9 protein-coding genes are annotated in these 20,737 nt (G+C 47.5%); 4 read left to right on the top strand and 5 right to left on the bottom strand.

Annotated elements, in window-relative coordinates; all coding sequences use genetic code 11:
- Positions 1-141: 141 nt before the first annotated feature.
- A complete protein-coding gene (locus AC4BAP_RS01830; protein WP_490580904.1) occupies positions 142-624 on the top strand; it encodes a GAF domain-containing protein in 483 nt (160 codons plus the stop codon).
- A 277-nt stretch (positions 625-901) separates the two neighbouring features.
- Here the strand turns inward: AC4BAP_RS01830 and AC4BAP_RS01825 are convergent, their stop codons facing one another.
- The 4 genes from AC4BAP_RS01825 to AC4BAP_RS01810 all read right to left on the bottom strand — a co-directional run bounded on the left by AC4BAP_RS01825 (position 902) and on the right by AC4BAP_RS01810 (position 4,946).
- Entirely contained in the window at positions 902-1,585 is a 684-nt protein-coding gene (locus AC4BAP_RS01825; protein WP_490580903.1) for a phosphatidylserine decarboxylase family protein, read from the bottom strand.
- Between the two features lie 122 nt (positions 1,586-1,707).
- Positions 1,708-2,982 (bottom strand): Glu/Leu/Phe/Val family dehydrogenase, encoded by a 1,275-nt coding sequence (locus tag AC4BAP_RS01820; protein ID WP_490581144.1) that lies wholly within the window; start codon positions 2,980-2,982, stop codon positions 1,708-1,710.
- A gap of 94 nt (positions 2,983-3,076) precedes the next feature.
- The gene (locus tag AC4BAP_RS01815; protein ID WP_490580902.1) at positions 3,077-3,904 is read right to left on the bottom strand and encodes a phosphatidate cytidylyltransferase; all 828 of its coding nucleotides are present in this window, start codon (positions 3,902-3,904) and stop codon (positions 3,077-3,079) included.
- Between the two features lie 61 nt (positions 3,905-3,965).
- Positions 3,966-4,946 (bottom strand): CPBP family intramembrane glutamic endopeptidase, encoded by a 981-nt coding sequence (locus AC4BAP_RS01810; protein WP_490580901.1) that lies wholly within the window; start codon positions 4,944-4,946, stop codon positions 3,966-3,968.
- 53 nt (positions 4,947-4,999) lie between these two features.
- Here AC4BAP_RS01810 and dusB point away from each other — a divergent pair, with 53 nt between their 5' ends.
- From dusB to AC4BAP_RS01795, 3 genes are all read left to right on the top strand, one after another.
- Positions 5,000-5,989 carry a tRNA dihydrouridine synthase DusB gene (gene dusB / locus AC4BAP_RS01805; protein ID WP_490580900.1) on the top strand — a complete coding sequence of 330 codons (990 nt, stop codon included), beginning with the start codon at positions 5,000-5,002 and terminating at the stop codon, positions 5,987-5,989.
- Between the two features lie 518 nt (positions 5,990-6,507).
- Complete coding sequence (locus tag AC4BAP_RS01800; protein ID WP_490581143.1) at positions 6,508-7,419, top strand: DMT family transporter; 912 nt, start codon at positions 6,508-6,510, stop codon at positions 7,417-7,419.
- Positions 7,420-7,904: 485 nt separating this feature from the next.
- A complete protein-coding gene (locus AC4BAP_RS01795) occupies positions 7,905-14,528 on the top strand; it encodes a DUF8696 domain-containing protein (protein WP_490580899.1) in 6,624 nt (2,207 codons plus the stop codon).
- A 92-nt stretch (positions 14,529-14,620) separates the two neighbouring features.
- On the opposite strand, the gene AC4BAP_RS01790 is transcribed toward AC4BAP_RS01795, so the two are convergent.
- On the bottom strand, positions 14,621-20,560 hold the full coding sequence (locus tag AC4BAP_RS01790) for a T9SS type A sorting domain-containing protein (RefSeq protein WP_490580898.1): 5,940 nt from the start codon (positions 20,558-20,560) through the stop codon (positions 14,621-14,623).
- Between the last annotated feature and the right edge of the window lie 177 nt (positions 20,561-20,737).

The following is a 20,737-nucleotide window of genomic DNA, read 5'->3' as shown; positions in this document are numbered from 1 at the left end:
TTGTAGTTATTATCCTAAGAGCATGGCAACTTCACATTAGCACATTAACCCATTACTTCATTAACTGATTAGCACATTAAAACATTAGCACATTAAACTATTATTCAGTCATTCACTCAAACACTCATTCAAAATTACCCTATGGCCGAATCACTTATCGTAGACCAAGCCCTCAGCAAAGAGGAAAAATATAAAGAGTTGCTTCCGCAGATAGAGGCACTAGTAACCAGCGAAACCGACCTGATTGCCAACATCTCCAATTTAGTAGCTGCCCTGAAACAGGGATTCGATTTCTTCTGGGTAGGCGTATACTTTAACAAAGAGAACCAGCTGGTGCTCGGACCTTTTCAGGGGCCGATTGCCTGCACGCGCATTCCTTACCACAAAGGTGTTTGCGGTGCCAGTTACACCCAAAAGCAAACTATACTTGTACCGGATGTAGAGGCATTTCCGGGTCACATTGCCTGCAGCAGCGACTCTAAATCTGAGATTGTGGTACCGGTAATAAAAGACGGCGAAGTAAAACTGGTACTGGATGTAGACAGCGACAAACTAAACGACTTCGACGAAGTAGACCAGAAGTACCTGGAGCAGCTGATGCAACTGGTAGCTACATGGTATTAATTTCGTTATTGGTTGCTCGTTATTCGTTATTAAATTATCAATGCGGATTATGCCACAAGTTTAGCGTAGCGTAAATGTGGCAGAGGCAGGATTTTGAACTTACCTCAGACTAAAAGAGACGCAAAATATTGCGTCTCTACAAATCCTTTTCATCCCTGCTCTATCCTGAAAATCCTGATTCAGACAAAACGAAAAGGCCGCTGCAATTTATACTTGCAGTGGCCTTTGTTATTTTATATCGTGATACTTGATACGTATGTCGTAATACGTAAAAGGCTTATCCAAACAAAGTAGGAGGCGCAGTCTTTAGCTGTGCGATCACTGTCTGGCCACCTTTTGTTTTCTGGCCTAGTTCAGCTTTGATTTCTGTGTCAAGTGGCACAAAGATATCCACGCGTGATCCGAACTTAATGAAGCCAAACTCCTCGCCCTGGCTTACTTCGTCGCCCTCGTTCACATACCATACAATGCGGCGCGCCATAGCTCCGGCAATCTGGCGGAAAAGTACTTCCGGGCCTGCTGTAGACTCTACCACCACCGTGGTACGCTCGTTCTGCGTGCTAGACTTTGGGTGCCAGGCCACAAAATAGTTACCAGGATGGTACTTGAAGTACTTTACGATACCTGAAACCGGGTTACGCGTAATGTGCACGTTGATCGGAGACATGAAAATAGATATCTGCTTGCGCTTATCCTTAAAATATTCCGGCTCCTCCACCTCTTCGATCACTACCACTTTGCCATCGGCTGGGGCGATAATTAAATCTTCGTGTAAAAGCAGGTTACGGTAAGGGCTTCGGAAAAACTGAAGTATAAGCAGGAAAAGCACTACGGAAACACCGGAGAAAATTCTGTTAAAGGTGCCGTTCTCAGCATTAAAGTTGTAGAGCAGCAAGTTTAACACTACTAAAATCAACAAAGTAAAAAATAAAATTCTTCGTCCTTCTTTATGAATTTTCATTCGAGTTTTGAGTTATCCGCAGGTACTTTATAATTTATAATAGCCCATCCTTTTTAGTGGATGGGCTATTATCATGTTTCAAAATTATATAAACTTTTGAATTTTCTAATAAAAATCTTCGCTTAGAAGCCGCCACGATATTTATAAGTCATGGCAACTTTGTCGATGGCCACGATATAAGCAGCAATACGCATTGGCACATTATACTTCTGCGAGGCAGCGTAAACACGCTCAAACGACTCGTTCATGATACGCTCGGCACGCTCGTTTACGCGGTCCAGGGTCCATTTAAAGCCCATGCGGTTCTGCACCCACTCAAAGTACGATACTGTTACACCACCTGAGTTTGCCAGGATATCCGGCACAACCATAATGCCTTTTTCATTGATGATGTTGTCAGCTTTGTAAGAAGTCGGGCCGTTTGCACCTTCCACAATCAGGCGAGCCTGAATTTTATCAACATTGTGGATCGTGATCACGTCTTCTACAGCGGCAGGCACCAGCACATCTACTTTAGAAGTCAGCAGGTCGGCAGGGTCAATCTGCTCTGCGCCTTTATAACCTTCCAGACGGCCGTTGTTACCGTTCTTGTACTCAATAGCCTCTTCAATGTCGATACCATTATCGTTCCAGTAAGCTCCGCTAACGTCGCTAACGCCAAGTATCTTTACACCGCGCTCAGCCATCAGTTTCGCAGCCCATGAGCCTACGTTGCCAAAGCCCTGTACAGCAGCAGTAGACTTAGACGGATCCATACCTAGTTTCTCCATCGCAGCCATAGCCGACACCATTACGCCACGGCCGGTTGCCTCTACGCGGCCCAACGAGCCACCCAGTACAAGCGGCTTACCAGTTACCACAGCGTGCTCCGTAGAGCCTTTTGTTTTAGAGTATTCGTCCATCAGCCAGGCCATTTCGCGTGGTCCTGTGCCCATGTCAGGGGCAGGAATGTCGCGGTCAGGACCAAAGATATCTACCAGAGAAGCAGTATAAGCTCTTGTTAAACGCTCGATCTCGCCGGCAGACATGGAGTATGGGTCGCAGATGATACCACCTTTTGCACCACCGTAAGGAATATCCACCACGGCGCATTTCCAGGTCATCCAGGCAGCAAGGGCCTTCACCTCGTCCAGGAACACGTCCGGAGCATAGCGGATGCCGCCCTTAGACGGGCCCAGAATAGTAGAGTGCACTACACGGTACCCTTCAAACACACGCACTTTGCCATCATCCATCGTAACGGGCACGTTCACGATTACCTGGCGCGCAGGAGACTTTAAAACATTGTACGTTTCCTCGTCAAGCCCCAAAACTTCGGCCGCAATGTTAAATCGCGACATCATCGACTCGAAAGGATTTTCCCTATCCTTTATCGGCGCAGGCTCTTTATATAACATCATCTACTATAAAAGTTTAGCGTTGATTAATGATTTTATGGCAGTAAAGTTGAGAATTATACTTACAACCTCAAGCGGATAAACGAAAAATATTTTAGAAGATTTTAAGGAAAGCCACCACAAACGGGATAGCCATCAGCAGGCTGTCGAACCTGTCGAGGATGCCGCCGTGGCCCGGAAGCAGTGTTCCGGAGTCTTTTACGCCCAGGCTGCGCTTTAGCAAAGATTCAGTTAAATCGCCCAGTACACCGAATACGGCCACAATTATGGCAACGCCTATCCACTGGTACATCTCAAGATCGGTAAAGAAAAGCGCCAGCACATACCCTACCACAATGGCCAGTAAGGTGCCACCTATCCAGCCCTCCCAGGTCTTGCCCGGCGATATGCGCTCAAAGAGTTTGTTCTTACCGAAGTTCTTGCCGGCAATGTAAGCCCCGGTGTCGGATGCCCAGATCAGGAGCATCAGGCCAAGTATAAGTTGCCATAGATAATCGCCATTTAAGAATGCCACTGTGTGTAGCAGCCCGAAAGGACCAGCAATGTAAACGGCACCCATAAGCGTAAAGGCAATGTTGGTGAACGGGTGGGGATGCTTGCGGTACATCTCCAAAATAAAGACTGTAAAGAAGAGAGGCGCAGAAAGAAAGAGCAACTCAGGACCTACCAGTTCTCTCTCTACCAGAAACACAGAAGTATAAAATACAGCCCCCAGTGTTATGCCTGCCCCACGGTGCGGCATAATGCCCTGCACCTGCACCAGCTTGTAAAACTCTGCTATGCCCAGCAGCGTGAGCCCCAGGAACAGCAGAAAATAAGTCCATTCGCCAAAAAGTATACTTCCGATAAAAATGGCTGCACCCAGCACGCCCACTATAATTCTTTGGCTTAGGTTGCTGAGTGTAGATAATTTGTTGCTCATGTAAGGGGGTTACGTTGGCGTAGGCCTATGGATTTTGTTTTATGATTTTAGCCGCAGCCGCTTAGTATTCTTCCTCCTCCTCTACACGCACCCCGGACTCAGCCTCGGCTATACTTTCCTGGCGCACGGGAAGTGGTAAAAACTGCTGGTACAAGTAGTATAAAACCCCTGCTGTCAGCAACAACGATATCAATACCCATATCCAGGGCATTGCCTTGGTGCTTTCCACATCAAAGTCTATTTTACCTGTTTGCTGCAAGTATAGCAAAAATACCGTAAAGCCGTTGTTAACAAAGTGTGCAATTATAGGCACAATAATCCGCCCCGACCAAAAGTACAGGTAGCCAAACATGGCACCCAATAGCATGCGTGGCACAAAACCGAAGAACTGCATGTGTATGGCCGCAAAGACGATTGCCGCCACCCAAACTGCCACATGCGTATTATCGAACCAACGGTGGATTTGGCGCTGCAACACGCCCCTGAAAACAAGCTCCTCGCCAATGGCAGGTATTATGGCCACTACCACAATGCCCACAAGCAGTTTAGGCGCCGTGCTAAAATCAGCGATCAGCTTGGTAAGCTCGGCCATCTCGTCTTCTTTTGCCCTGGCCCACTCGGCAAACTCCTGCATAAACTCCGGCAACACCAGTCTGGCATTCCAGTCTATCACCACCGAGTTGGCGGGCATCAGCGCTACTATCAGCAAGCCGCTTAATAGCAGCAGCAAGGCTGATGGTCTTACTTTCCAGTTTAGGTAAGTATCCAGGTTGTACCCAAACGACCTGAGCAGTACCAACGGGGCCACCACAAACGAGAAGAACTGCAGCACACCCTGCATCAGCAGCATAATGTTCGCGCCTTGCGGGTTGGAGGCCGGGTTTTCAGCAATGGAGGCAAACTCGAATATACTTATCCCGAAGATCCAGTTTACGAGCAGGCTAAACACAAAATACGCGACAAACATACCCGCCGTCATGTATGCCAGCAGCAGCAGCAATACCCAAAATGGGTGTAGATCTTTGGAAATGAAACCTTTCATAGAGTGGTTTAGGTTTAATTGACGTAAATTTACGCGAAAATTTAAATTTTGCTTTGGTAAAGATAGCTAACATAGAGTTGGGTGAGTTCCCGCTGTTGCTGGCACCGATGGAGGACGTAAGCGATCCGCCGTTCCGAAAGGTGTGTAAGGCTAATGGCGCAGATTTAATGTATACGGAGTTTATATCCTCTGAGGGTTTGATCCGTGATGCGGCCAAGAGTGTGCAGAAGCTCGATATATTTGATTATGAGCGCCCTATAGGCATTCAGATTTTCGGATCCGACATCGATTCGATGCGCGAAGCCGCTATTGTTTCGTCGCAGGCCGGGCCAGATCTGATCGATATCAACTATGGCTGCCCTGTAAAGAATGTGGCCTGTAAAGGTGCAGGTGCCGCCTTGCTGCGCGATATTCCTAAGATGGTAAAAATGACCGAGGAGATTGTGAAAGCCACCAACCTTCCGGTTACTGTTAAAACCCGCCTGGGCTGGGACGAAAATACCAAGTATATAGTAGAAACTGCCGAAAGACTTCAGGACATTGGCATACAGGCGCTGAGTATACATGGCCGCACGCGCGTTCAGATGTACAAAGGCGAAGCCGACTGGACACTGATAGGAGAAGTAAAGAACAACCCACGCATGAAGATCCCGATCTTCGGCAATGGCGATATCGACTCTCCGCAAAAAGCTGTGGAGTACCGCAACAAGTATGGCGTAGATGGTGTCATGATCGGAAGGGCAAGTATAGGCTATCCGTGGATCTTTAACGAGATAAAACACTACATGGCTACCGGCGAGATTTTACCGGGGCCTACCCTGGAGGAACGTGTGGAAGTATGCCGCCAGCACTTTACCCATTCGCTGGAGTGGAAAGGCGAGAAACTGGGCATATTTGAGATGCGCCGCCACTACACCAACTACTTCCGTGGGCTACCGCACTTTAAGCCCCTGCGCATGAAACTGGTGCAGTCCGAAGACATCCAGGATATCTATGACACACTGGATGAGATTGCCGCCACCATGGCTTACGAGGAAGCGTAGAGAGTTTGGGAGTTCAGGAGTTAAAGAATTTAAGAATTAAAGGTGTAGAGACGCAATATTTTGCGTCTTTATACTTTAAAGACTTTCTACTTAATCATCCCCTATCCCACCACTTTCCAGACAAAGTATACTTAGAAGCTGTTTAGAGTTTTAGTTAAGAAGTATGGACTCGCCATTGTTGGTGTTTTTCACCAACAATTAAAAGACTTTGGCTAGTATACTTGCTGGTGAAAACACGCAGCAAGGGCAGACAGAGTTGATTTAAATAGACTCTAAACAGGCTCTTAGCAAGAATCGGGTTTTAAGTATAAAACCGATTCCGGAAATTGCACCCATAAAAATCCTAGGTTGCATCTACGTGCTGGCTTGAAACCTGTACCCCGCTGCGGCTTGAGATAAATACTTTGTAGCCAATAGCACAAACAGCTTAATTTGATGTTCTGACTTGTTATTTTTGCAACCGGGTTGTTAACTCAAAGTCTTTCTAATTTTCTAACGCTCTAACTCAAACTACTCTTATCAAAACTGCTATCCAAAATAAACAGGAAACCGCCGCCACTTCTGCCCCTGCTCTGGCTTGGTTTCTCATCATCATACTTGCCCTTATTTGGGGCACTTCTTTTATACTTATAAAGAAGGGGCTGATAGTTTTTTCTTCGGATGAGTTGGGAGCACTGCGTATAGCCATTGCTTTTCTTACCCTGTCACCATTTGCCTTTAAGCACCTGAAAAAGGTAGAACCGCATCGCTGGAAGTTTTTGCTGGGCAGCGGCTTGCTGGGTAACCTTATCCCGGCTTTCCTGTTTGCTTATGCCGAAACCAGGCTGGCAAGCGGACTGGCCGGTGTGCTAAACTCATTAACAGCATTGTTCACGCTACTGGTGGGTGCCATGTTTTTCCGGCAGTCTATTACCTGGATGCGCATGCTGGGTATTATCATCGGCATCATTGGTACGGCCATACTTATCTTCTCAGGCAACGGCAATGCGGAGCTAAACAACAAATACTATGGTTTGTACATCGTAGCTGCTACCATTTGCTATGGCGGCAGCGTGAACCTCATCAAGCATCGCCTGCAAGGTATGAAGCCTCTGGTGATGTCTAGTATGGCTTTGCTTACAGTGGCTCCTGTCGCTTTTGTGTATTTGTTTACCACAGATATAGTGCATAAGCTGCAGTATACCCCTGGTGCCTGGGAAGCACTTTCTTATATTGCTATACTTGCTGTTTTCAGCACAGCGATTGGGCTAGTGCTTTTTAACAAACTGATCCATATCTCCACCACATTATTTGCCAGTTCCTCTACTTACCTCATCCCGATCGTAGCCCTAATGTGGGGTGTACTGGATGGAGAAAGTATACAGTTGTGGCACTACCTGGGAATGGTAGTTATTTTGGTAGGTGTTTTTATTGTAAATCGGGCAAAGTAGTTTTTCAAAATAATATAAATACAAAAGGGCAGCGATAAATTATCGCTGCCCTTTTGTATTTATGATGGCATAACACCAGATACAGGCAAAGTCATTTAACCCGATTGTAACTCCCCCTTTCAAAAATAAGCGATGTTATAACAGAGTCCACTCACAACATACACTCAATGTTATAACACATTTAATAACCTGATTATCAACCAAATAAAATCAGCACAAATACTTGCACAACCAATTTCTTATACTAATTTTAAGGCCGCAATTATTAATTGCGGACGAACAATTAATCTATATCTATCTATTTAATTAACCTTTTTATGCAAAACCTTTACTGTTGTACAGGGCTGGGAACCCTGTGTGTATCGGTGTGGAAAAGAAGCAGCAGCAGCTACCTTAGCCCCACACTTACAGCAGAACTTCCTCCTTCTGCATCTTGTCTGAATGCGCAAGCTTGTAAAATTTATACTTCCTAAGCTGGCGTAAACATGAAAAAGAGATTATTAACACTGTCAGCGACCGTCCTGTGGATGGCCGCCACAACTGTTTATGCGCAGACTCCGAAGAGAGGTAACAACCCTGCAAAAGCGGAACAGGAAATAGCCCGGGCTACTAACAATGCTCAGCTACAGAAACTTTCAAACGACTTCAGGTTACAGTATGGCGGTAACAAAGAGCGTGCACTTGAGCTGGCGAAGCAGAAAAACTGGGTCGTAAGGCAAGTGAGCAAGAGCGGCCAGGTGATGTCGTTGGAGGGGGTTGACGCATTGGGTTACCCTATCTATTACATTACAGACCATAACACACGAGCAGCTGCCTCTATTAAAACTGACCAGTTGTGGCTTGGCGGCTCTACAGGCCTGAACCTTAGCGGCAGCAACCCTGCGCTTAGCGGTAAGCTAGGTGTTTGGGATGGTGGCCTTATCCGTAGCACCCACCAGGAGCTAACAGGCAGAATGGTGAAGCGAGACAACGCCACCGCTATAAGCGATCACGCTACCCACGTAGCGGGTACTATGGTGGCCTCCGGCGTGAACCCACTAGCCAAAGGTATGTCTTTTGGTGCCCTAAACCTGCAGGGATGGGACTTCAGCGACGACGTGGCAGAAATGACAGCAGCCGCATCCGGCCTTCTGGTATCTAACCACTCTTACGGTACAGCAACTGGCTGGTACTACAACGATTCGCGTGCCGGCACTGACACTAACCCGTTCTGGGAGTGGCGTGGCAATGCAACCGTAAGCACTACTGAAGATGTAAACTTTGGTTATTATAACTCACAGGCACAGTCCTGGGACATAATCGCTTACAATGCGCCGTACTACCTGATGGTAAAGTCTGCGGGTAACAACCGTTCGCAAACAGGTCCGGCCGTAGGCTCTCCTTGCTGGTTCCCAAATGCGTCGAACGTACTTACCGTAATCCCAAGACCTGCAGGCGTAAGCAGCAATAATGGCTACGACATAGTTTCTACCTATGGCACAGCTAAAAATATACTTACAGTGGGTGCTGTGGAGCCTATCCCGAATGGCTGGCAGCGTAAGGAAGATGTTAAGATTTCTTCTTTCAGCAGCTACGGCCCAACTGATGACGGTCGTATCAAGCCAGACGTAGTAGGAAACGGTGTGTCTCTTATTTCTTCTGTAAGCACCGGCGACAATCACTATTCTTCTATGAATGGTACTTCCATGTCAGCGCCAAACGTATCTGGCTCGCTGAACTTGTTGCAGGAGCAATACTATAACAAGTATGGTGTGTTTATGCGTGCTGCCACCCTTAAAGGCCTGGCCATACATACAGCCGACGAGGCAGGCAACACCGGCCCGGATTATATCTATGGCTGGGGTCTTGTTAACATGGAGCGTGCAGCCAACCACATCATCAACGACAACAGTTCCAACATGCTGCAGGAGCGTACGCTGGATCAAGGTCAAACGTATACTTTTACTGTTACTGCTTCAGGCAAAGGTCCTTTGTTGGTTACCATCTCCTGGACAGATCCTGAAGGAGCAGTTATTCCACTGGGCACCAGCGCGCTTAATAACCGCACACCACGCCTTGTAAATGACTTGGATATTCGTGTAAACAAAGGATTAACGGTTTACATGCCCTGGATACTGGACCCGAACAATCCTGCCAACCCAGCAGGTTTCGGTGACAACATCCGCGACAACGTAGAGCAGGTATACATTGCCAATGCTGTACCTGGCGAGACTTATACAATCACTGTTAGCCACAAAGGTACGCTAACAAGAGGTCCTCAGGCTTACTCTATGCTGGTTAGCGGCATCGGCGGCTCACAGTACTGCGCTTCAGGTGCAATCTCTGATGCGGATTCTAAAATCACAAACCTTACTTTTGGCGGCATTAATAACTCGCCAGCAGGTTGCGCAACTTACTCTAACTTTACCAGCATGGTTGCCTCGGCGCAAGTTGGCCAGACGCTGCCTCTTTCGCTGTCGCTGGGTACCTGTGGTGCTGACAACGACAAAATAGCCAAGGTATTCATTGATTGGAATGGCAACAATAGCTTTGAGTCTAGTGAGCTGGTAGCCACAACTCCTTTAATGAGCTCTGATGGTACATTCAACACTAACGTTACTATTCCGCAGTCTGTAAGTATAAATTCTCAGGTTATAATGCGGGTTGTACTGGTAGAAACCACTAACGCTGACGATGTGGATGCTTGTGGCAGCTATGCAAAAGGTGAAACACAGGACTACCTGGTACAGTTTACCGGACCTACAAAAGATGTAGGTATTGCATCCTTGCTGTTCCCTACGCAGGACCTGTGTGCAAACCCTGCACAGCCAGTATCTGTAATGCTTCGCAATTACGCTTCTGAGGCACAGACTAACCTACCAATAAGCGTTACCATTACAAGCCAGGGCGCTACGGTAGCCACATTCAACACTACTTATACAGGTACACTGGCTGCTCACAGCGAGGCACGCATTATACTGCCTGGCACATTTGCCGCTGAGGCAGGTAAAACGTACCAGATCACTAGCCAGGTAACTTTAGCTGATGATCAGTTCCAGGCAAACAACCAGCGAGTGGATACCCGTACTGCGAGCATGGCCCCTGCTGCACCACAAGCAACTGCTACAACCTGTGGCACAACACCTGTATCGTTAAAAGGAACTGGTAGCGGAACCATATACTGGTATGATGCCGCAATTGGTGGCAATCTGGTAGCAGTAGGCAACAGCGTACTAACAAGTACTGTCCCGGCTGGCAACACATACTATGCTGCCCTGAACGACTTTAGCGGAAAGGTAGGCCCAACATCTAAGGCTGCTTTTACAGCTGGTGGTTATTCTCAGTATACACCTTCTATATTGGTTACAGCACATTCACCTTTTACACTGGAAAGTGCAAGGCTATATATCGGTAATCCGGGTAGAATAACGTTTACAGTAGAAACGCTAAATGGAGCAACTGTATCCAGCACTACTTTGGATGTAGAGGCCACAAGAAACCCTGCAGGTGCGGGCGCACAAACTGACGACCCAACAGATATGGGAGCAGTTTACCCTCTTAACCTTAACTTCCCAAGCGCAGGTGATTATCGCATAACTATCAGCTATGAGAATGGTGCTACTATCTACCGTAACAATGGTGGCGTAACAGGCTATCCATTCACAGTCCCTAACGTGATGTCAATTACAGGCAACACAGCTTCAAGCACGCCTCTTAGCTTCTACTACTACTTCTACGACATTAATGTAAAAGCCATGGGTTGCCCAAGCCCTCGTGTTGCTGTACCAGTAACGCAAGGCACCGAAACGGTGGCCACCATTACACCTGCTTCGGCTACTACTTTCTGTACTGGAGGCTCTGTAGTATTACAGGCTAATACTGGGCAGGACCTAAGCTATGCCTGGTTTAAAGACGGTGTTGCAATCGCTAACGCTACAAGTGCAACTTATACAGCTAATGCATCTGGTAATTACACCGTTAATGTTACAGCAGCCAGCGGATGCGCTAAATTATCAGCAGCAGTAACTGTAACTGTTAATCCGGTTGCTCCGGCTTCGATTGCCATAAGCAAAGACATTAACCTGAACATGTGTTATGGCCAGAGCTTCTCTCAAACACTGCGTGCCGTAACCAGTACTACACATGCAAGCTATACTTACCAGTGGTTTAAAGATGGGGTTGCCATAGCCAATACAAACAGTACTACTTACGCAGCAACTGAGAATGGAAGCTATACCGTTACACTTACCGCTTCATGCGGCTCAGGTATAACGTCTGCTCCTGTAGTTATTAACAACAACGCTGCACAGGTAACTGCACAGCCTGCATCAGTTTGTACCGGAACAAGTGCCAGCTTATCTGCGCAAACTTCTTCGGGTAAACTTTATTGGTTCAGTGCTGCCACAGGTGGCAACCTGCTACGCGTAGGAAATACATACACTACTCCAGCCTTAACACAAAATACCACTTATCACGTTGTTGCAAGCGACGAGACAGGCGGTAGAATGGGCTCATTAAACCATAGCGCTGGCGGCTCAACCTCAAGCTTTACAGGCGGTAGAATGTATATCAACGCATCTGTTCCTTTTGTAATTGACAGAGCAACTATAAACGTTGCCACTGCAGGAACCATGACCGTCGTAATCACTGACAAGGACCTTAGCAACAATGTTATCCAGACTGTTACTATAAATGTTACACCTGGCATAAAGGAGTATGACCTTGGGTTAATCATTCCTGCTGCCGGCAATAATTATGGTATACAGGTATCTGCATTTGGTGGCGGTGCTACGGCATACCGTAATAACTCTACGAACTCTGCTGTTTACCCTTACACTTTAGCAGGCATTGGCAGCATTACAGGTAATAACCAAACTACACCTTCCAGCTTCTACTACTTCCTGTATGATATGCAGGTAAGCACGCTAACATGTCAGAATGGTACCAGACTTGCCGTTCCTGTTACGGTAGCCCCTACTACAGTGGCGGGTACGCTTACAGCTTCTGCCTCAGAAGTATGCGAAGGTGGCAACGGTACTGTTACCTTATCAGGTCAGACAGGTAGTGTGGTAAGATGGGAGAGCTCGCTGGACGGCACTAACTGGTCAACTATCGCCAATACAAATGCATCCCTGGCTTTCGAGAACCTTACTGCCACCACCAGATACCGTGCTGTAGTGCAGAGCGGTGCGTGTACTTCTGCCACAACAGCATCTGTTACAGTAACGGTTGCACCAACTTCAGTAGCAGGTACACTAACATCTAATGCAACACAGGTTTGCGCTGGTACTAACCAGGGCACGATCAGCCTTGCCGGCAATGTTGGCAATGTTGTAAGATGGGAAAGTTCTACGGACGGCACAACGTGGGCAAGTATCGCCAGTACAACGGCAACACTAAACTTCAGCAACCTGGAGGCCACAACGCAGTACAGAGCAGTTGTGAAGAGCGGCGTATGCTCTGAAGCTGTGACAAGCGCAGTTACTGTTGAGGTATCGCCTGTTACAGTCGCCGGAACAATTACAGCACCTGTGAGTGAAGTATGTGCTGGCACAAACAGCAGTACCTTAACACTTACCGGACACAACGGAAACGTGGTAAGATGGGAAACATCTACAGATGGTATCAACTGGACGAATATAGCGAACACAAGTACCTCACTTAACTTCAGCAACTTGAGCAGCTCAACAAGCTACCGTGCCTTGGTTAAGAGCAGCGTATGTACAGAAGCTTATTCAAATACAGTTAATGTTACTGTAAATCAACTACCAGTTGCCACAATTACAGCTTCGGGCGCCACTACATTCTGTCAGGGCGGCAGCGTAACACTGACAGCCTCTGAGGGAAGCAGCTACCTGTGGTCAAACGGCGCCACCACGCGCGCTATCACAGTAAGTGCGGCCGGCAGCTACTCGGTGACCGTAACGAACCAAAGCCAGTGTACTGCAACTTCTGCGGCCACTACTGTTACAGTTAATGATCTGCCTTCGGCCACCATCACGGCTTCTGGCGCCACCACCTTCTGCCAGGGCGGAAACGTGACTTTGACAGCCTCTGCAGGCACAGGTTACACTTACCTGTGGAGCAACGGTGCAACAACGCGCTCTATCGAAGTAACCCAGGGCGGCAACTACACCGTGACGGTTACCACGCCAAGCAATTGCGCAGTGACATCTGCGGCCACAACTGTTGCGGTAACGGCGCTGCCAACTGCTGCTATCACGGCAAGTGGCTCTACAACACTTTGTGAAGGACAGAAGGTAACGCTTTCTGCACCGGCAGGCACTGGCTATACTTACCTATGGTCTAATGGAGCCACTACGCAAAGTATAGAAACCGGCACTGCTGGCAACTACACTGTGACTGTTACAAACGCGGGCAACTGCGCTACAACTTCGGCAGCAGTAACCATAACTGTAAATGCGCTGCCAGTTGCCACCATCACGGCTTCAGGCGCCACCACCTTCTGCCAGGGCGGCAGCGTGACGCTGACGGCCTCTGAGGGAAGCAGCTACCTGTGGTCTAATGGCGCCACTACGCGCTCTATCACGGTAAGTGCATCTAATAGCTACAAAGTAACTGTTACAAACCAGAACCAGTGTGCAGTTACGTCTCAGGCAGTAGCGGTATTAGTGAACGCACTACCAGCCAAGCCTACCATCGTACATAACGGTAACGTGCTTACATCAAACTCAGCATCTGGTAACCAGTGGTTCCTGAATGGTGTGGCCATAAACGGTGCTAATGGTCAGTCGCTTACTGTAACGCAGTCTGGCAAATACACTGTAAAGGTTATCAACCCTAACTCTTGTGAGTCTGACCTGTCGGAGGAGATGAATGTAACATTGACGGCGCTGGCTAAAGACGGCACTACTGTTAATGCACTACAGGTATATCCTAACCCTAACTCAGGTAAGTTTACTGTTAGCTTTGCAACCTCTAAAACAGAAAAGGTGAAGCTGGTACTTGTGAACAGCATCGGACAGGTACTGTTTGAGAATACTCAGAACAGAGTTGCCGGAAACCATGAGCAGCAGATCAGCCTGGACAACCTACCTACAGGAGTTTACATCCTTCAGGTACATACTTCAGGAAAAGTTCTGAACAAAAAGGTGGTGGTAAAACACTAACCTGCACGTTCAGACTAGTATAAAAAAACAGCCCCTGCAAAGATTGCAGGGGCTGTTTGCATTAAGGGTTTATAGGTTTGGGTTGTTAGGGTTTACTCTTTTAACAGCTTCAGACGCTGCAGGCGGCCTTCTGCCTCAACTGTTAGCACATACATGCCAGCTGGAACCAAACCAGAGTCTAAGCCTATATTGTTTGTGCCAGCTTCAATAGTTTTAGCCATCTCAAGCATCACTCTTCCTGCTGCGTTATACAACCTGATCCTGGCAACTCCACCAAATTGCGCTGGCACCACCAGGTTTATTTGTTGCTGGAAGGGATTAGGATAAGCGGAAGCCTCAATAGTTTGCAATGCGCCGAAGTCTACAGCTTTAGGACCATAGTAAGTATAAGAGCCATCCAGGTCAAGCTGCTTAAGACGATAATAACGTGTACCCTGCTTTCCGGCCTCATTGTCTGTAAAAGTATACTGCAGCACCACGCTTGACGTACCTGTACCCTGACTCACGAAACCGATCTTGCGGTACTTCTTACCATCAATTGACACCTCTACATCAAAACCAAGATTTTCTTTTTCGGAAGTGGTAGCCCAGGTAAGTATGGCGCTGTCACCCTTCTTTTCTGCCTTAAAGTAAGCGAGTTCAATAGGCAATGGGCTAAACCTGTCGCCGAGCGTAAACCGGCTCAGGCTGTTTACCCCGGATAAAGCAACAGTCTGCCTTGTAGGTGTTCTTACGGTGTTCGCCTCTGGCTGCAAAGTCCAGTACACGTTGTCGGTGCTGGTATACACACTTAGGTTACTCTCTGGTATACTGTTCAGCTCATGCGATAAGTATGAAAGTGTAATGAAGGCATTCAGATTTTGGTTAGTGGCACCTGGCAGCACATTAAAGTTGCGCCTGGCGCTGTTGCTGTTCAGGCCTACCACAGCTCCGGTTTCCCTGATAACAGTTACCACTCCCGGTGCCACATCCGCATCAATGGAGAAGCCTATGTCGCCGAAGCTCTCCGGATCTGTGCCTACGGTGCGCTGGGCTTCCACTAGTCCCGTCACATAATTTCCTTCGCTTTCCACAATGGTTGCGGCGTTACCAAGTATAAACTTGTTAGCTCCTGTGCTTATTCGTCCGTTTAGCAATTCCAGTTTATCAGCGATGGTAGCATTACCGGCTAAGGTTTTCTCGCTTCCTCCTGATACCTGTAAAGTATGATAGTTTACAGCCGCTATTGCCTGGCTGCCCGTGCCATTAAAGGCAACTACACTGCTGGTGCTTAGCATTTCGGCAGCGGCCCCGTTGTTTACCAACAGGTTTCCGGCAATGCCGGTGGTTCCCGTCTCAAATGTTTTCGTACCTGCATTGCTTAGTGTCAGGTGACCATACTGAAGCGCCTTTACCGTTTGTGTGCTGCCATTGTACATCATGGTACTGACAGGGCCAAAAGTATAGCTGTCAAAAACAGAAAGTGTGTTAGTGCCTCCCACCATAAGTGTAGCACCATCAGCAACAGTAAAACTTGTGCCGGAGGCTCCTGTGGCTTTAGCAAGTGTTCTGGAAGCGATGTTAAATGTACCACCAGTAACCGCAACGCTTTGCAACGCCTCTATATCTGCGTTCAGGGAAACGGTTGCGTTTGCTTTGCTAATTTTTAAGCTACCCGCATAAAACGGGCTGCCAGCCGAATTTATACTTGCCGCGCCGCCGCCGTCAAAATCAAGTTCTGCGGCTGAGGCATCTAGCATAGCACCGTTATGGCTCAGGTTTCCCTGTAGCCTTATGTTTTTATTTATCGCAAGGCTTGCCCCTGCATTTACAGTAAGATTATCTATAACAGTGCTGCCTGTACCTGAAATCTGCCCTCCTGCTCCGGAAAACACCAGGCTGGCCCTCACGGTATTTACAGAGCCATTGTTCTGCAGATTCCCGGCAATTGTTAGGTTGGCAAGGGTATTGCCTGCTATGGCCGCGCCAGGGCCTACTACCATATTGCCAGCCACTTGCAAGTTCCCTAGCAGCGATTTTGAGCCACTTCCCTGCACTGTAAGGTTACCATAGTTCAGAGAAGCGATGGATGAAGTACCAGCATCATACACCACAGTACTGTTTGCAGCCAATGAGTTGGTGGAAAAGTTGCCCGGAAAACCAACTGTGCCTTTGGTAAGTATATTGGCGCCGTTTGCCAGCTGAAGCGTGCCTCCGGCTGCAGTTCTGTTTACCGTGTGGCTGTTCATTTCCAGGGTACCGGCTTGTATATTCAAGTTGCCTGTAAGCGCCAGGTTACCACCCGTAGTCAATGCCTGAGACTTGTTAACTGTGAGGTTGTTAAATGTGGTGGCAGACACTGTTTGCATCGCACTACCTGAGAAAGTAACCGTGCTGCTGCCAGCTGTAAATGAAGATCCGGTTGCAGTACTCCAGTTACCTTTTACATCAATTGCCGAAGCGTTGGCTTCCAGGTTGCCGCCGGCTATACTTATATTGCCAGCCACATTTAGCACCGGCACCGAAAGAGAAAGTTTGCCCAACCCACTTACTGTAAGGTTGCCGGTTATACTTTGGTTAACTCCGGAAGTATAGGCAGCCGTCGAGGTGTTGGCTTTATTTATCATCAAGTGATGGTAAGGCAGCCCTGCAACAGTTTGGTTTACCGTACCACTATAGGTTAAAGTACCGGTGCCGGCGGCAAAAGCTGCCCCTGCGGTATAGTTGTAGTTACCCCCTACAGAAAGGTTACCGCTGCCCAGGCTTATACTTCCTCCGGCAGGGTGCTCTATATTTCCGGTTACTGTTACGCTGCCCGTGCCATTTACCAGCGATATAGCATTGCCAACACTGCCATCGTTAAGCACCAGGTTTCCGCCAACTACCAGGCTATTGTTGCCTGTGGTTAATGTATGCACAATCGCGGTGCCCGCACCCGAGGCTGTAAGATTGCCAAGCACGTTAAGTGATCCGCTGGATATGGTTAAGTTATTTGCTGCCGTGCCTCTAAACTGCATACTGCTTATTGTAGCTGCCGAGTTTATAACCGGATGATTTACCGGGTTTACTTCTCCAAGTATGGCCACATCTGTACTTAGCGGAGCCGAAGCAGCAGTACCCGCTACCCCTTCAGTAATGTCCTGCCAGTTAGCGGCATTTTCCCAGGCCGAGCTGTTTCCGCCTACCCAACTGTAAGTACCGGGGCTGGAAGACAAGGTCCACTCTCCTGAAATATTGGACAGCCCAGCCTTGCTCACCCAGTTTTGTGTGCTGTTCTGATTCGTTCTGCCGTAGCTTCTCCATTTCAATAGTCCGGTGTCATAATTATAAAGCTTTAGAGCACTCTCAGTATTACCGTTCAGCTCCGTGTCCTCGTACTGCAACTGCAAGGTGCCACTGCTGTAATTTCCCGCCGGAATGGCAATTGCATACTTTCTGCTGATGGCGGTGCCTGCCGTAAAGTTGCCTGTACTTTGTGCTGCCACCGTCATACTTACTTCGTTTACCCCCACAGGTGTGGCAAACGAAAGCATTGCATAAGGCCCGTTAAAGGCATAGCCAACACCATCTGCAAATGTGTGGTTTCTGGTAACTGTACCAATTACCCAGCCATTGCCAGTTCTGTTGCTCAGCAATGTCACTTTATTAACACCTGTTATCATGGTGCCGTTGGTCATCTGCAGGTTACTGGCAGTTACGTTGCTGGCAAGTGTAACCGTTCTGGCCATACTTGATTTGTTCAGCACGATTGTATTGAACAGGGTCTCGCCGTTTATACTTGTATCGGTGCTTCCTGCAAAGGTTATGGTTCCGCTTCCGTGGTTAAAAGTGCCGTTGTTGGTCCAGTTGCCGTTAAAGGTATGGTTAAATGCGCCAGCATTAAAAGTGCTTCCAGATGCCAGGGTAAAGTTGCCGTTTACGGTTATGGCACCGCCGGCTGTTTTAGCTCCTGTATTGGCAAGTATAAGGTGATGATAGTTCGTGTTTAACACCGTTTGCGGATTAGAGCTGTTGTAGTACACAGAGTTTGGTGTTGCACTTACATTAAAGGCCGATCCTCCACCCAAGCTCATTGCTCCATTAATGTAAAGGTTGGCATTGGCCAGCATACTCAAACTTGTACCTGTTACTGCCACATTGTTCAGGTAATGGGTGCCTGCAAATGTTGACGTTCCTGCAAACGTAACCGTGCCAGTTGTGGCTGTTAGAGAGCTGGTGCCATTTAAGGAGGAGTTAACGGTAAAAGAGCTTGCTGTAGTTGTCGTGTTGGAGGTGTTCAAGCCCCAGAAACTTATACTTCCCGTACCGCTTATACTTTTGTTGGCCCCGGCCATGGTTACTGTGCCAGCACTGGCCGCAAAGGACTTTGTTGCGTTTACCAATAGATTACCGTTAAGGGTAAAGCTTGAGGTAGTTGTTACTGTACCATCTATCGTCAGGTTCTGGAAATTCATACCCGAGCCGCTGATGCTTCTGCTGACAGCATTTGTCATGGTAATTGTGCCGTCGGCAACCTGCGACAAGCCTCCTGTGGCGTTTAGGTTTCCGCGTATGGTTAAAGCAGGCACAGTTATGTTGGTGCCAATTCCGCTTAACGTGAGGTTATTAAACTCGGTGCTGCCCGCCGTACTTGATATGGTTCTGTTAGCCCCCGTTATCGTTACCGTGCTGCCGCCGCCAACATAAGTTCCGTTTGCAGCCCAGTTACCGGCTATAGTATGCGAGGCGTTGCCCCCGTTAAATGTTGTGCCTGTTCCGATTGTTACATTCCCATTCACAGTAATCGAAGCACCTGCCGTGTAGCTAACCGTTCCAGTACTTGTCAGGTTACCGGCTACTGTCATGGCTGTTGCAGGCATTGATTTTAAACCGCTGTTGCTCAAGAGCAGGTGCCCGTAGGTTACATTGGTAACTGTTTGGTTAGTGCCATAATATTCAACTGTGCTGTTTGGGTCCAGGGTGTAGGTTACATAATTTGCAGGCATTGTGTTGGTACCCCCAATCCTGAGCGTAGCACCTGAAGCCATGGTAAACGTACCCCCCGGACTTGAGCTTCTGTCTAGTGTAAAAGTCGCGATGTCCAAAGTACCTGAGTTGATAATTAGTCCCGTGCCCTGTGCACCAAACACTGTTGTGTTGCCTTCCAGAGTCTTGGTACCGCTACCGCTTATTCTTAAAATACCATATGCAAAGGGCAGTCCATTTTCAACTACCTGGTCACCGCCGGCATAATCTATAACACTGTTTGTAAAGATAGTTGTAGGTGCAATCGTATAATTGGCAAAGAAAGACGCCCCATTTACCAATGTATTTGCTTTTACAAGGAGTGTAGCCCCCGCTTCTACTGTGAATGTGGTCCCAGACACAGTTGGCAAATTAACCAGGTATATGCTCGGATCGAACACACCTTTAACTTGTAAGGTTGGTTGCACGGTGTTAGAGCCTTTGGTTAGAGAAACCAGGTTGATGTTGTTCTCTAGTGTAAGATTTCCTGAAGCAATTAAAAAATTAAAGGAGTTTGTTGAGCTTCCTCCTATTCGGCTGGAGGAACCGGTCAATTCAACTTTAGGATACTGCGTACTTCTTGAGTTTATATTGCCTTTAATATATAAAAGCTCATTATAAACACCGTTATTAGTCCAGTTGCCACCAATAATTATATGGCTCCCTTCATTTTCAAGCTCACCGTTTGCTTGTACTACTAAATTGCCGCCAACATTTAACCCTTTGTCATTAGACACCTTTAGCTTAACCGCATTGCTACCCCCTATTGTAAGTGATAAGCAAGCTGCCTGAGCATTTAAGTCAATCACTGGCATTCTTGATCCGGTAAAGTTAGCATCACCTATTATCACATGCTTTGTAGCATCAGGAGCACCATTAGTCCAGTTAGTTGGTTCGCTCCAGTCCGTGCCAGTCTGCGCACTTCCAGTTCCTTTCCAGCTTGTTACGCTTTGGGCCAGGGAAGTTGAGATAACCGAATACAATAACCCTATAACTATAATAGAACGGGTTATAAAGTGTGTTTTCTTGTTTTGTGTAGAAATGGCCATGAGGGAATCAAAGTCTGTACTTATTAACTATAAAGTAGTAAATACCACAGCCTCATTTTATTAGGCATGTTCCAAGGGGAGTCAAATAATTGCACTAAAACAAAATATAGTTATCCTAAAATTTGGATCTATATTTCAGCGAGGTCTAAGATTAGAATATATTGAGTTAATATTTAA

The sequence above is a fragment of the Pontibacter sp. GD7 genome, assembly GCF_058216375.1.
The sequence above is the reverse complement of the archived record's forward strand: the minus strand, read 5'-3'. Positions and strand labels throughout refer to the sequence as shown.

Bases quoted from the DNA above. Each gene is read 5' to 3' on its own strand.
- AC4BAP_RS01830 (WP_490580904.1), top strand. From the start codon at position 142: ATGGCCGAATCACTTATCGTAGACCAAGCCCTCAGCAAAGAGGAAAAA.
- AC4BAP_RS01825 (WP_490580903.1), bottom strand. From the start codon at position 1,585: ATGAAAATTCATAAAGAAGGACGAAGAATTTTATTTTTTACTTTGTTG.
- AC4BAP_RS01820 (WP_490581144.1), bottom strand. From the start codon at position 2,982: ATGTTATATAAAGAGCCTGCGCCGATAAAGGATAGGGAAAATCCTTTC.
- AC4BAP_RS01815 (WP_490580902.1), bottom strand. From the start codon at position 3,904: ATGAGCAACAAATTATCTACACTCAGCAACCTAAGCCAAAGAATTATA.
- AC4BAP_RS01810 (WP_490580901.1), bottom strand. From the start codon at position 4,946: ATGAAAGGTTTCATTTCCAAAGATCTACACCCATTTTGGGTATTGCTG.
- AC4BAP_RS01795 (WP_490580899.1), top strand. From the start codon at position 7,905: ATGAAAAAGAGATTATTAACACTGTCAGCGACCGTCCTGTGGATGGCC.
- AC4BAP_RS01790 (WP_490580898.1), bottom strand. From the start codon at position 20,560: ATGGCCATTTCTACACAAAACAAGAAAACACACTTTATAACCCGTTCT.